Source organism: Glycomyces sp. TRM65418, from assembly GCF_019710475.1.
GTDB lineage: Bacteria > Actinomycetota > Actinomycetes > Mycobacteriales > Micromonosporaceae > Glycomyces.
Genome location: NZ_JAJFAX010000006.1, coordinates 40759 through 54094 on the forward strand (window position 1 = coordinate 40759; position 13336 = coordinate 54094).

Genomic DNA, 13336 nt, shown 5'->3' on the forward strand with positions numbered 1-13336 from the left:
CTGACAAGAGCGCCTCGCCGGGCGTTTTCCGTGTCGTCCCCACGACCGGGCCGCACGCCGCCCGACCACCTGAACGAGCGGTAAGTTAGGCGTCAGGACCACTACAGCACTGCCACACCGAGCCATTCGCACTGAAGGACAGATCCATGACCAGCGAAGGTCTTCCCGACCTGCGGCACGAGCCGCACCCGAACCCGACTCCGGCCTCGACGCGCGAGCGCATCCTGGCCAACCCCGGGTTCGGCACCAACTTCACCGACCACATGTTCCAGATGACCTGGACCGAGGGCCGCGGCTGGCACGACGCCGCGATCAAGCCCTACGGGCCGATCACCCTCTCCCCGGCCGCGGCGGTCCTGCACTACGCCCAGGAGATCTTCGAAGGGCTCAAGGCCTACCGGTACCCCGACGGCGGCATCGGCCTGTTCCGCGCCGAGGCCAACGCCCGCCGGTTGAACCTCTCGGCCCGGCGGATGGCGATGCCCGACCTTCCCGAGCAGTGGTTCCTCGAGTCGATCCGCGAGCTGCTCGCGGTCGACGGCGACTGGGTCCCGAGCCAGGAGGAGGCCAGCCTCTACCTGCGGCCGTACATGTTCGCTTCCGAGGAGTTCCTCGGCGTGCGGCCCGCGAAGGAGTACACGTACCTGGTCATCGCCTCCCCGGCCGCCGCCTACTTCAAGAACGGGCCGAAGCCGCTGACGCTGTGGGTCTCGGAGGAGTACAACCGGGCCGGGCCCGGCGGCACCGGCGCGGCCAAGTGCGGCGGCAACTACGCCGCCAGCCTGCTGCCGCAGGCCGAGGCCATCGAGCACGGCTGCGACCAGGTGGTCTTCCTCGACGCCGTCAAGTACGAGTACGTGGACGAGCTCGGCGGCATGAACCTGTTCTTCGCGTACGAGAACGAGCGGGTGCTCTACACGCCGAAGCTCGGCACCATCCTGCCCGGCATCACCCGCGACGCGATCTTCACGCTCGCGACCGAAGCCGGCTGGGAGGTCCGCGAGACCGACTACTCGCTCAACCGCTGGCGGGACGACGCCGAGTCCGGCATCCTCTCCGAGGCCTTCGCGTGCGGCACCGCCGCGGTCATCACCCCGGTCGGCACCGTGAAGGGCCGCTCGGGCGAGTTCCAGGTCAACGGCGGCGAGGCCGGCAAGTTCACGATGCAGTTGCGCCAGACCATCCTCGACCTGCAGCACGGCCGGGCCGAGGACACCTACGGATGGACCACCAGGGTCGCCTAGCCGCACGGCGGCGCGCGACGGGTCGCAGCGGCACGGACAGGCCGTGCCGCTGCGACCCCTGCGCGTCGGCGGGGCGGGCAGGGCCGTCCGTGGGTTCGACGAATCCCGGCTCCGGCTCGCATTCCTTCCGTAATCTTGAAGCGGCCCACGGCGACCGCTCGTGGAGCCGCACATCAAGACGGCGCGGAGCGCTTGCCGCGCTCCGCGTCTCGTGCGCCAGTGCTTGAGGGAGGGACGTTGGGCGAGGTCACCATCCGACTGAACCGGATCGGCACCGAGCGGGGCCGCATGTGGCAGGCCGTCGTCGCGGCCGTCGCCATCGCCCTGCCGCTCGTCTTCTGGATCGGGCTCGAACGCTCCCTCGGCGAATCGGTCCGGAACATCGACTCCGACGATCCCCTCTACCTGCGCTCCTACCCGGTCTCCGGGGCCAGCCTCGAATTCCGCCTCCCCGGCGACGGCTGGACCTCGTCCGGCATCCACATGGCCGAGCAACGCCAGAACTTCGCCCGCGGGAACCTCTCCGCGGCCGTTGAAGTCGACACCAACGTGGAGAGCCTGGAGAACCTCCTCATCCGGCGCGCCAACCCGATCGCCGCCCAGAGCGGCTACGCCTACAACAACGAACGCCCCTACACCAACCCGGATTCCGGACTCTCCGGTTACCGCGCCGACATCGTCGGCATCGACACCGCCGGGACCATCACCGTCGTCGGCGAGGACGGCGGCGCCGCCGCGATCCTCGTCCTCCTCGCGCCCGGCGACGACCCGGCCGCCGCGGCCGTCGACCCCGACCCCTTCATCGCCGCGTTCGAACTGGAGGGCTCGTGAACGTCCGCACCGAACGCGTCGTCATCGAGAGCCAAGGCGCCTTCGTGCGCCTCCGCCGGCCCGCCTACTGGCTCTTCGTCGCCTGCCTCGTCTACGGCCTGCTCGAACTCGGCCGCGTCCTCTCGCCCGACTACGGCGACATCGCCACCGCGCTGTGGGCCTCCATCGGCGTCAACGCGATCCTCGCCGTGGTCTTCCTCGACCTCCTCGCACGCCTGGACCTGTTCGAGCGCGAACCACCGACGGTCCGCGCCGCCGCCATGTGCTGGGGCGGCCTCGCCGCCGTCCCGTTCGCGATGCTCGCCAACAACGCCGCGCTCAACGTCCTCGCCGAGCTCACCCACGCCCAATGGGCCCGCACGTGGGGCCCGCCGCTCGTCGGCCCCCTCAACGAGGAATGGCTCAAGGCCCTCGGCGTGGTCATGCTCGTCCTCATCGTCCGCGAGCACTTCGACCGCTCCATCGACGGCCTCATCTACGGGGCCCTGGTCGGCCTGGGCTTCCAGGTGGTCGAGAACCTCACGTACGCCATCAACTTCGCCGTCATGAACCCCAACTCCGACGTCACCGGCGCGCTGTCCGTGACCTTCTCGCGGGTGCTCATCGCCGGACCGTGGTCGCACCCGCTCTACACCGGCGCGGCCGGCCTCGGCATCGCGTTCTTCGTGACCCAGACGCGCCGCCGCCTCAGCACCCGCTGGGGCGTGGCGATCGGCCTGTACGCGCTGGCCCTGGGCATGCACGGGCTGTGGAACCTGCCGTTGCCCTCGGGCATGCCCGTGGCGCTGGCGATCCCGTTGAGCTACGGCAAGGGCCTGATCATCCTGGGCCTGTTCTTCGTCCTCTACCACTTCGCGGCGCGCGCGGAGTGGCACTGGTTCGTGATCACGATGTCCGATCAGGACGAGAGCGTGATCACGGCCTCGGACCTGACCGAGATGCGGTCGCTGCGCAGCCGCCGCAAGGCCCGCAGGCGGGCCCACAAACGCTGGGGCAAGCGCTCGGCGAACCTCATCAGGCAGCTCCACGGCGAGCTGGTGAACCTCGCGACGCTCGTCGCCCGCGACCAGCGCCGCGGCGAGACGACGCCCGAGGCCCCCGACGTGGCCGCCGTCAAGCGCAACATCGCCGCGATCCGCTCCGAACTGGCCGAGGTCCAGGCGGAGGCGCGGCCCGGCGCGGCGACGCCGAGCCGCCTCAGCTGAGGATCAGCCGCCGGTCGGGCCCTTCTGCGGCATCGGCACGACCGCGCTCCGCGGGGCCTGCTCGGCGGACACGCTCACCGACTCGCTCGGGCTCGGCTCGGCGCTGCTCGGCGCCTCCGACGTGGGCGCCGCACTCGTGGGCTCGTCGGTCGTGGGCGCCTCGGTCGGCTCCTGCGAGGACGAGGGCGACGGCGACGGCGAGGCCGTGCCGCTCTCCTCCCCGGTGGGACCCGACGACCGGTCTTCGCCCACGGGCACCAGACCCGGCGAACCGGCGGGTCCGCCGCCCGATTCGCCGCCGCGCGCCTGCGACTCCGCTTCGGGCGAGGCGCTCTCGGCGCTCGGATCGGCGGCCTCGCCGCTCGCAGGAGCCTCCGGAGCTGACTCCGAGGCCTCCGCCTCCTGCCCGGTGGTGTCGGCGCCCATGCCGAACCAGCCTTCGATGATGTCGGAGCCGTCGCCGTCGCCGCCCAGGGCCGAGATGCCGGGCACCTGGTCGCCCTGCAGCAGCGCGCCGGCCGCGATCACGCCGCCGGCCATGGTCGCCACGGCGGCCGTGCCGATCCTGCGGAAGCGCCTGGAATGGCGAAGATCGTAGCCGAGCGAACGCATTGCGCCCTTGCTCTCGCGTCCTATGGCACCGAAGAGTCCCACCTGTCACCCACCGTCCATATCGTGTCCTTACTCGTACCAACGAGCGAGGCGACGGGTGGTAACCGTTGGGTCACCCTTGCGTGGGTCATTCGGCACCTTCGGGTGACGCCGCCAGGGGCGATCAGCCGTGTCCAAGGAGGAATATCACGGAATCGCGCCGACTCAGGAGTCCCGCTTGACGGCCTTCACCAGCAGGCCCTCGAAGACCTGGAGGGCCGCCGGGTCCACGTCGGCGCGCGACTCCTCCAAGGCCGCCTCCGCCTCGGCCACCAAGGCCTCGATCCGGTGCTCGGTGTCGGCCAGCGCGCCGGTGTCCATGAGGACCGCCCGCAGCCGCTCCACTCCGGCCTCGTCCAGGTCCGGATCGCCCAGGCCCGCGTCGAGCGCGGCCCGCTGCGCCGCATCGGCCCCGGCCCAGGCCCGCGCGATGAGGAACGTGTGCTTGCCTTCGCGCAGGTCGTCCCCGGCCGGCTTGCCCGTCTGCGCCGGGTCGCCGAACACGCCGAGCACGTCGTCGCGCAGCTGGAACGCCTCGCCCAGCGGCAGCCCGATCGCCGAATAGCGCTCGCGGATCCGCACCGGAGCGCCCGCGAGCGACGCGCCGATCAGCAGCGGCCGCTCGATCGTGTACTTCGCCGACTTGTACCGGGCCACCTTCGCCGCGGTCGCCTCCGAGACGTCCCGCCGGACCTCCGAGAGCACGTCCAGGTACTGCCCGGCGCTCACCTCGGTGCGCATCAGGTCGAAGTCGCGCCGCGCCGCCGCGACCGCCGCCACGGGCATCCCCGCCGAGCACAGCAGCTCGTCCGACCACGCCAGGCACAGGTCGCCCAGCAGGATCGCCGCCGCCGTCCCGAACTCCTCGGGCCGGCCCGACCAGCCCTCGTCCCGGTGCAGGGCCGCGAAGCGCCGGTGGATCGAGGGCATCCCGCGCCGCGTGTCCGAACCGTCGATGAGGTCGTCGTGCATGAGCGCCGACGCCTGCAGCAGCTCCAGCGACGCGACGCACGCGACCAGCTCGTCCGAGTCCGCGAGCCCCGCGCCCCGCGCGCCCCAGTACGCGAACGCCGGCCGCAGGCGCTTGCCGCCGCGCAGCACGAAATCGCGCACGGCGTCGGCGTAGGCGCCGAGGCTCGGGTCGATCCCGCAGATGACGGCGGCCTGCCGGTCGAGGAAGGCGGTGAGGGCGGCGTCGATGCGCTCGTTGAGCTCCACGGTTCGAACCCTAGGCTCCTCCGCGTCCATCCCAACTATTGGGTGGCCCGCAGTGCAGGTCAGAACACGTGTTCCTGAACCGTTACCGTTGTCGGCATGACACTCGGAACGCCCAGCGTGATGCCGCAGCAGGCCGCCAAGATCGGCGACCTGCTCCGCTCGGGCACGCCGAAGTTCTCCTTCGAGATGTTCCCGCCCCGCTCCGAGAAGGACGAGCAGATCCTGTGGCGCACGGTCCGCGCCCTGGAGGGCCTCGGCGCCGATTTCGTGTCCGTGACCTACGGCGCGGGCGGCTCCACGAGGCAGAAGACCGTCGAGACGACCGAGCGGATCAACGCCGAGACGACGCTGCTGACGATGGCGCACTGCACCGCCGTCGACCACTCCGTCGCCGAGCTGCGCAACCTCATCGGCCACTTCGCGAACGTGGGCGTGCGCAACATCCTCGCCCTGCGCGGCGACCCGCCGGGCGACCCGCGCGCCGAATGGGTCCGCCACCCCGAAGGGCTCCATTACGCCCGCGAGCTCGTCGAGCTCATCAAGCACTCCGGCGACTTCAGCGTGGGCGTCGCGGCCTTCCCCGAAGGCCACCCGCGCGACGCCGACTGGGAGACGGGCGTGCGCTACTTCGTGGAGAAGTGCCGCGCGGGGGCCGACTTCGCGATCACGCAGATCTTCTACCGGGTCGAGGACTACCTGCGCCTGCGCGACGCCGTCGCCGCGGCCGGATGCGACATCCCGATCCTGCCGGGCATCATGCCCGTCACGAACATCAAGCAGATCGAGCGGTTCGCGATCCTGACCGGCATGGACTTCCCCGAGGACCTGGCCGCGCGCCTGCGCGCCGTCGAGGGCGACCGGGACGCCATCCGCGACATCGGCGTCGAGGTCGCCACCGACATGGGCTCGCGGCTCCTCGCCGAGGGCGCCCCGGGGCTGCACTTCACCACCCTGAACCACTCGCGCTCCACCAGGCGCGTCTGGCAGAACCTCCGCCGCTGAGGACCATCCGCCGACCCTCCGAACCCGACACCGCCATGCCGCGGCCCGCGGTGTCGTCTACCCGATCGAGGGCTTGCGGTCACGTTTCGCACCCGTAGAGTCCTCTGCTATGTCCGATGCTGCGAAGGCGCGTTCGGCGCCGTCTGCTACAACAAGATCCATGCGCACCCCAGTGCCCACTCACCCCTCGACGTATGGAGCCACCTTGCGAACGCGCGTGCCCGCGGACTCCCTCGTAGGCAGGGTCATCCTCTCGGCTCGGTTCCAGCCGGGGGCCCTCGTCGGCGTCGGCCTCCTCGCGAGCCTCCTCGTCCCCCTCTGCGTCCTCGTCGGCGGACCGGTCATCCTGGCCGCGCTGCCGCTCATCGGCATCGGCGCGCTGGCCGAGGCCTCGTACATGCTCCTCGCCGCGCGGTCGGCGAACCTCTCCCGGCGGGTCATGGTGTTCGAACCGCTCGCCGCCCGCATGGCGGAGGCTGCCTGGCTGCTCGCGCTGTGGCTCCTCGGCGCGCCCGGATGGGCGGTCACGGTCACCGGGGCGCTGTGCTGGATGTACGTGCTCACACGCGCGCGGGCGCGGCAGGTCGGCCTCAACGACCTCGGCATGGTCACCCTGGGGGAGCGGTCGGTGCGCGAGGTCGTGGTCGCGCTCGGCTTCGGCGCGGCCGGGGTCATCGCCGTAGCGGGCGGCGGCCAGTACGAGGATTGGATCGGCGGCGCGGTCACGGTGGCCGTCACGGCGTGGATGCTCCTCGCGGCGCTCGGCCTGCTGCAGCTCGTGATCGTCGTCTCCACCGCCCTGCGCAACGACTGACCGGAGGAATGCTCGGGCGTGTCGCCGTGTTGACCGGTGAATGCGCTACGAAGACATCACCGACGACCAGATCGCCGCCTTCATCGACTCCGCCTCCCGGGACCGCCAGGTGCCCGAGGAGACCCAGCGGCTGCGCGACGCCGAGGAGATGCTCGCGCTGAAGGACCCGCTCGCCGCCCTGCAGTTCCTCGCGCCCCTGCTGCGCGACCACCCGGACCACCCGGACGTCATGCTCACGGCCGCGCGCGCCTACTTCAAGTCGGCGCAACTGAACAAGGCGCTGGAGCTCTCGGAGAAGATGGTCGAGGCCAACCCGGCGGACTTCTACGCCCGCCGGCTCCTCGGCCGCACGCTCCAGCGACTGGGCCGCACCGACGAGGCCCGCGGCCACCTGCGACTGATCGACGAGATCACCGAGTAAGCGGCCGCGCGGGCCGCGAAGCGCAGCGGGCCGCACGTTCTTTCGAACACCCGGTGTGATCCAGGCGAATTCTCGGGGTCGTGAACCGAACGGTTCACGACCCCTTTCCCGTTGCCGCGCAATGACAGCACTGTCGGATGGACGACAATCCGTAGTGATCTCCTGATTCTGCGCGAAGTTGGGGGTTGGAAATGTCGTACCCCTGTGGTTCCATATTCCTCGAACGCAAGTTCGAACAGGTTTAGGAGGCCCGCAATGGCTGCTTCTCGACTGAACTCATCACGACCTGGGACCACCCGGTCCGGTTCGCCCGCGTCGATCCGCGGAGCGAGCTCGCCCCGACTGGTGCAGGCCGGCACCGTGCAGAACTCCCGCCTGCGCATCCCCGCCGACCAACTTCCCAACCGCTCCCCGCTGCAGCTCCTCGCCGCCGCCCGGGTCGACCTCGACGACGCGGCCGAACGCACCCGACCCGGCGAGCGCTACGCGGAGGCCCACATGGCCGCCCTCCGAGTGGCCGTGGCCGTACTCGCCGTGCGGGCGGGCGACGCCACGAGCCGAAGGCGTCCCGGACGTCCGTCGAGCACCTGGGAACTGCTCCGCGGCGTCGCTCCCGAGCTGGAGGAATGGGCCTCGCACTTCGCCCGCACCGCCCGCAAGCGGGTCCTGGCGCAGGCGGGCATCCCCGACATCGTCACGCCCGACGAGGCCGACGCGATCGTCGCCGACGCCCGCCGCTTCCTCGACGTGGTGATCCGACTCCTCGGCTTCAGCGCGCTCGCGCGCTGAAGATTGAGCACGGTGGCGCGCTCGCGCGCTGAAGAGTGGGCCCGGTAGCGCGCTCGCGTGCTGAAGGATGAGCACGGCAGCGCGCTCGTGCGCTGCAGGTTGGGCGCAGGACCGCGCTCACGCGCTGAAGGGCCGAACGAAGGCGCCGCTCGCGCGCTGACGGCGACCGCAGCGCACGACCGCCGGTCAGCGCAGCCTCCATGAACCACTGCGCCGGCCCGACGGCGATCGCCTCCGCACAGGCGCGGAACGATGCCGGCGTCCGCAACCGCCGGAACCGACTCATCGAGGTCCGGTCGATCCGCGATTCGCGTGACCCCGGCCGTGCCCCTCGGAACGCCCTCCCATCTGCGGAACGGGCGGTTATACGATTGCGGCTGGTGCTGGGCGTTCGCGAGAATGGACCCGGCCGCGGAGATGCCCACCAGCAACACACGGGCATCGCCGTTCCAACCGCCGATCGTTTCCTCCGAGGAGCTTTGAACCCGTGTATCGGACACACCTCGCCGGCACGCTGAGTGCCGCTGACGTCGACCAGCAAGTCACCCTCGCCGGATGGGTGGCGCGTCGCCGCGATCACGGCGGGGTGGAGTTCGTGGATCTTCGCGACGCCTCGGGCGTCGTCCAGGTCGTCTTCCGCGACTCGGAGGCCGCCAAGGTCGCGCACGAGCTGCGCAACGAGTTCTGCGTCTCCGTCACCGGCACCGTCGTGCGCCGCCCCGAAGGCAACGAGAACCCCGAGCTGCCGACCGGCGAGATCGAGATCAACGCGACCGTCCTCGACGTGCTCTCCGAGTCCGCGCCGCTGCCGTTCCAGATCGACGACCACGTGGACGTCTCCGAGGACATCCGGCTGCGCCACCGCTACCTCGACCTGCGCCGCACCGGCCCGAACCAGGCGATCCGCCTGCGCTCCAAGGCCAACCACATCGCCCGCAACCTCCTCGTCGAAGACGGCTACGTCGAGATCGAGACTCCGACGCTGACCCGCTCGACTCCCGAGGGCGCCCGCGACTTCCTGGTGCCCGTGCGCCTCCAGCCCGGCACCTGGTACGCCCTCCCGCAGTCGCCGCAGCTGTTCAAACAGCTGCTCATGGTCGGCGGCTTCGAGAAGTACTTCCAGATCGCCCGCTGCTACCGCGACGAGGACTTCCGCGCCGACCGCCAGCCCGAGTTCACCCAGCTCGACATCGAGGCCTCCTTCGTGACCCAGGAGGACGTCATCGACCTGGGCGAGCGCATCGTCCAGGCCCTCTGGTCCGAGCTCGCCGGCTACGAGATCCAGCGCCCGCTGCCGCGGCTGACCTGGCACGACGCCATGGACCGCTACGGCTCCGACAAGCCCGACCTGCGTTTCGGCCAGGAGCTCGTGGAGCTCACCGACTACCTGCGCGGCACCGAGTTCCGCGTCTTCGCGGGCGCGATCGACGCGGGCGGCTACGTCGGCGCGGTCGTCATGCCCGGCGGGGCCTCCCAGACCCGCAAGGAACTCGACGGCTGGCAGGACTGGGCCAAGGCGCGCGGCGCCAAGGGCCTCGCCTACATCACCTTCAACGCCGAGACCGGCGAGCCGAAGGGCCCTGTCGCCAAGAACCTGTCCGAGGAGCACCTCGCCGGGCTCGCCGACGCCGTTGGGGCCAAGGCCGGCGACGCGGTCTTCTTCGCCGCCTCCGCCGACCGCCGCGACGCCCAGGAGCTGCTCGGCGCGGCCCGCCTCGAAGTCGGCCGCCGCTGCGGCCTCATCGACCCCGAGGCCTGGGCGTTCTGCTGGGTCGTCGACGCCCCGATGTTCGAGCGCACCGACGACGGCGGCTGGACCGCGATCCACCACCCCTTCACCTCGCCGAACCCCGAGTGGATCGACAAGTTCGAGACCGACCCCGCGAACGCGCTCACCTACGCGTACGACATCGTCTGCAACGGCAACGAGCTGGGCGGCGGTTCCATCCGTATCCACGACCCGAAGGTCCAGAGCCGCGTCTTCGACGTGCTCGGCCTGACGCAGGAGGACGCCGAGGAGAAGTTCGGCTTCCTCCTCGAAGGCCTCAAGTACGGCGCTCCGCCGCACGGCGGCATCGCCCTCGGCTGGGACCGCGTCTGCGGGATCCTCGCCAAGGCCGACTCGATCCGCGACGTCATCGCCTTCCCGAAGTCCGGCGGCGGCGCCGACCCGCTGACCTCGGCTCCGACTCCGATCACGCCCGAGCAGCGCGCCGAAGCCGGGATCGACTTCGTGCCCGAGGAGGAAGCGGGTACCGACGCCGTAGCCGGTTAGCCCTACGATGTCGTAGTGGGCGGCCCGAGCCTGCGGCTCGGGCCGCCGCTCGTACGATGTGCCAGGTTGCCCCTCGATCACTCCGGCCCGGCAGGAGCCCATGAGCGGCGGCTGTGGTCCGTTAGCGGCCGATATATGTAACATGCGGCCGACGCAGGAGTAAGAGGAGCGGGTTCGACGTGCAGAGCGGGACCTTGGTGGCGGGTCGCTATCGACTTGATGAGCGGCTCGCCGCTGGCGGCATGGGGGAGGTCTGGAAAGGCACCGACACCCGTCTGCAGCGCGACGTCGCCATCAAGATACTCCACGCAGGACTGTCAAGCAACGACAAATTCCGCGCCCGGTTCCAACTCGAGGCCCGAGCCGTCGCCGCCCTCCAGTCGCCCGGCATCGTCGCCCTCTACGACTACGGCGAGGAGACCGGCGACGACGGCCTGGTCTCCTATCTGATCATGGAGCTCGTGCGGGGCCGCTCACTCGCCGAGATCCTGCGCGAGCGCGGGACCCTGCCCCCCGCCGAGGTCATGACGATCGTCGCGACCGCCGCCGACGCCCTCGAAGTCGCCCACCGCGGCGGCATCATCCACCGCGACATCAAACCCGCGAACCTCCTCGTCGACGAGGACACCGGCTCGACCAAGATCGTCGACTTCGGCATCTCTGCAGCCCGGGGGGCCTCCGGCCTCACCGAGACCGGCACGGTCATGGGCACCCTCGCATACGCCTCGCCCGAGCAGCTCAACGGCGCGGAACTGACCGGCGCGAGCGACGTCTACTCGCTCGGGATCGTCGCCTACGAGGCCCTCATGGGCCGCGCGCCGTTCGTCTCCGAAACGCCCGTCGCGGTCATGAACGGCCACATGACCCAGGCCCCGCCGCCGCTCTCCCGCGAGATCCCGGCGGGCATCGCCCAAGTGGTGCTCCAGGCGCTCCAGAAGGACCCGAAGTCCCGCTACACCTCCGCGGCGGAGATGGCCCGCTCGGCCCGCGAGGGCCGCGTCGTCACCGGCGGCATCCCCATCGGCGCCACGCCGCCGGCCGGCCAGACCCAGTACTTCGGCTCCGACCAGACCGCCCTGATGGGCGCGGCCGCGGCCGGGGCCGCGGGAGCCGGGAACACCGCCGAACAGCCGACCGGCCAAATGGCGCAGGAAGGCGAGAAGTCGAAGGCCGCCCCGTGGCTCATCACCGCCGCGGTGGTCGCGGCGGTCGCGCTCATCGGTGCGCTGATCTATGCGAACTGGAACCAAGACCGGAACACGAAGATCAGCGACGACGGCACGTCCAGCTCTTCCGCGCCGACTTCTCAGCAGGAGACCACCTCGGAAGAGGCGCCCACCACCGAGGACGACGACGACGGCAACGACGATGATTGGCAGCGGACCTCCGAGGCCCCCACCTCCGAGGAGCCGACCGAGACCGCCACGGCGAGCGAGACCCCGACAAGCGAGCCGACCACAAGCCAAGAGCCCACCACGGAAGAGGAGCCGACCACGGAGGAGGAACCCCCGAGCCCCACGGATCCGATCTCCGAGGCCACTGGCGGCGGCGGCGGTGGTGGTGGCGGCGGCGGGGGCGAAGGCGCCCAGTAAGAAGCTTTGACGGCCCGCGGATGCACTCCGCGGGCCGCGCTGCGGCTTCCTAACCGCCGATGGGCCGGTATCGCACCACCCTGTCCTGCTCCGAACCGTTCGAAGTGGTCACCCACAGCCAGCCGTCAGGGCCGAGCTCGACCGTCCGGATCCGGCCGAGCGTCGACTCCAGCACGGCGACCGGGTCGCCTGCCTCGCCGCCGGACACGGGCACCGTCCACAGGCGCTGGCCGCGCAGGGCCCCGATGTACATGGTGTCGCCGACGACCTCGGCCCCCGAAGGCGAGGCCTCCGAGGTCCTCCACGTCACCAGCGGATCGACGTACTCCGCCCCGCCGCCGGCCCCTTCGACCACCGGCCAGCCGTAGTTCGACCCGGCCTCGATGTGGTTGAGCTCGTCCCACGTGTTCTGGCCGAACTCGGTCGCGTACATCTCGCCGTCGGGGCCCCACGAGAGGCCCTGGACGTTCCGGTGCCCGTAGCTGTAGACCGGTGAGCCCTCGAACGGGTTGTCCTCGGGCACCGACCCGTCGGGCTCGACCCGCAGGATCTTCCCGCCGAGGCTGTCGAGGTCCTGCGAGTTGGCGGTGTCGTTCGCGTCGCCGGTGGTGATGTAGAGCATCCCGTCCGGCCCGAAGGACAGGCGACCACCGTTGTGGTTGAGCGCCACCGGAATGCCGGTGAGGACCGGTTCGGGTTCGAAGCGGTCGAGGGTGAACCGGACGACCCGGTTGTCCTCCGGCGTGGACAGATACGCGTAGATCCAGCCGTCGGTCGCGAAGTCGGGGGAGACCGCCAGGCCGAGCAGGCCGCGCTCGTCCCACTGCCCCTCGCCGCCGACGACGTCGAGGTTGCCGAGGACCACGGTGGCGGCGTCGGCGCCGACCCGCAGGACGTCCCCCGAATTGCGTTCGGCCACGATCCCGGAGCCGTCCGGGAGGAACGTCAGCCCCCACGGGATCGTGAGCCCCGTGGCGACCGTGTGCCCGGTGTTGAAGTCGAATGCCGGCTGCTGGGCGGGCTCGACCGTCGAGCCCTCCTCGGCCGCCGCGGTGGCCGTGCCCACGGCCAGGATCATTCCGGCGAGCGCCGCGCCGATGGCGGGCAGTCTGCGTCGCATGGCTGCTCCTTGTCTCTCATGGTGCCGGGTACAGAAAGCGAAGAAAGTAGTATATAGAGGCATATCGATTGAATTGCCATCCTAGGCACGGATCGGCTCGGATGTCCAGGCGCTCTCTGCCGGCGAAATCGATCAAGAATCGTGACATTCACATGTTCACTTATGCCGATGGTT

The 13336-nt window shown here is 70.6% G+C and carries 12 protein-coding genes; 9 read left to right on the forward strand and 3 right to left on the reverse strand.

From position 1 onward, the window contains the following. Positions 1 to 146 precede the first annotated feature (146 nt). The 3 genes from K3N28_RS14510 to K3N28_RS14520 all read left to right on the forward strand — a co-directional run bounded on the left by K3N28_RS14510 (position 147) and on the right by K3N28_RS14520 (position 3280). The gene (locus tag K3N28_RS14510; protein ID WP_228093264.1) at positions 147 to 1244 is read left to right on the forward strand and encodes a branched-chain amino acid aminotransferase; all 1098 of its coding nucleotides are present in this window, start codon (positions 147 to 149) and stop codon (positions 1242 to 1244) included. A gap of 237 nt (positions 1245 to 1481) precedes the next feature. Beyond that, positions 1482 to 2075, forward strand: a complete 594-nt coding sequence (locus K3N28_RS14515; protein ID WP_228093265.1) for a hypothetical protein — start codon at positions 1482 to 1484, stop codon at positions 2073 to 2075. Further along, positions 2072 to 3280 (forward strand): PrsW family intramembrane metalloprotease, encoded by a 1209-nt coding sequence (locus K3N28_RS14520; RefSeq protein ID WP_228093266.1) that lies wholly within the window; start codon positions 2072 to 2074, stop codon positions 3278 to 3280. Before K3N28_RS14515 ends, K3N28_RS14520 begins: the two co-directional genes overlap by 4 nt. Before the next feature lie 3 nt (positions 3281 to 3283). Here the strand turns inward: K3N28_RS14520 and K3N28_RS14525 are convergent, their stop codons facing one another. Then, entirely contained in the window at positions 3284 to 3892 is a 609-nt protein-coding gene (locus K3N28_RS14525) for a hypothetical protein (RefSeq protein ID WP_228093267.1), read from the reverse strand. Between the two features lie 204 nt (positions 3893 to 4096). Continuing rightward, the gene (locus tag K3N28_RS14530) at positions 4097 to 5179 is read right to left on the reverse strand and encodes a polyprenyl synthetase family protein (protein ID WP_374209784.1); all 1083 of its coding nucleotides are present in this window, start codon (positions 5177 to 5179) and stop codon (positions 4097 to 4099) included. A 66-nt stretch (positions 5180 to 5245) separates the two neighbouring features. Here K3N28_RS14530 and metF point away from each other — a divergent pair, with 66 nt between their 5' ends. From metF to K3N28_RS14560, 6 genes are all read left to right on the forward strand, one after another. Then, positions 5246 to 6151, forward strand: coding sequence for a methylenetetrahydrofolate reductase [NAD(P)H] (gene metF, locus K3N28_RS14535; protein ID WP_228093269.1), 906 nt, complete (start codon positions 5246 to 5248; stop codon positions 6149 to 6151). 205 nt (positions 6152 to 6356) lie between these two features. After that, complete coding sequence (locus tag K3N28_RS14540) at positions 6357 to 6965, forward strand: hypothetical protein (protein ID WP_228093270.1); 609 nt, start codon at positions 6357 to 6359, stop codon at positions 6963 to 6965. Positions 6966 to 7005: 40 nt separating this feature from the next. Beyond that, positions 7006 to 7386 carry a tetratricopeptide repeat protein gene (locus K3N28_RS14545; RefSeq protein WP_228093271.1) on the forward strand — a complete coding sequence of 127 codons (381 nt, stop codon included), beginning with the start codon at positions 7006 to 7008 and terminating at the stop codon, positions 7384 to 7386. Between the two features lie 255 nt (positions 7387 to 7641). Further along, positions 7642 to 8175 (forward strand): SAV_6107 family HEPN domain-containing protein, encoded by a 534-nt coding sequence (locus tag K3N28_RS14550; protein ID WP_228093272.1) that lies wholly within the window; start codon positions 7642 to 7644, stop codon positions 8173 to 8175. Positions 8176 to 8662: 487 nt separating this feature from the next. Further along, a complete protein-coding gene (gene aspS, locus K3N28_RS14555; protein WP_228093273.1) occupies positions 8663 to 10450 on the forward strand; it encodes an aspartate--tRNA ligase in 1788 nt (595 codons plus the stop codon). Between the two features lie 179 nt (positions 10451 to 10629). Next, on the forward strand, positions 10630 to 12042 hold the full coding sequence (locus tag K3N28_RS14560) for a serine/threonine-protein kinase (protein WP_228093274.1): 1413 nt from the start codon (positions 10630 to 10632) through the stop codon (positions 12040 to 12042). Positions 12043 to 12091: 49 nt separating this feature from the next. On the opposite strand, the gene K3N28_RS14565 is transcribed toward K3N28_RS14560, so the two are convergent. Next, positions 12092 to 13162: a sorbosone dehydrogenase family protein gene (locus K3N28_RS14565; RefSeq protein ID WP_228093275.1), complete on the reverse strand. Its 1071-nt coding sequence runs from the start codon at positions 13160 to 13162 to the stop codon at positions 12092 to 12094. Positions 13163 to 13336: the final 174 nt, after the last annotated feature.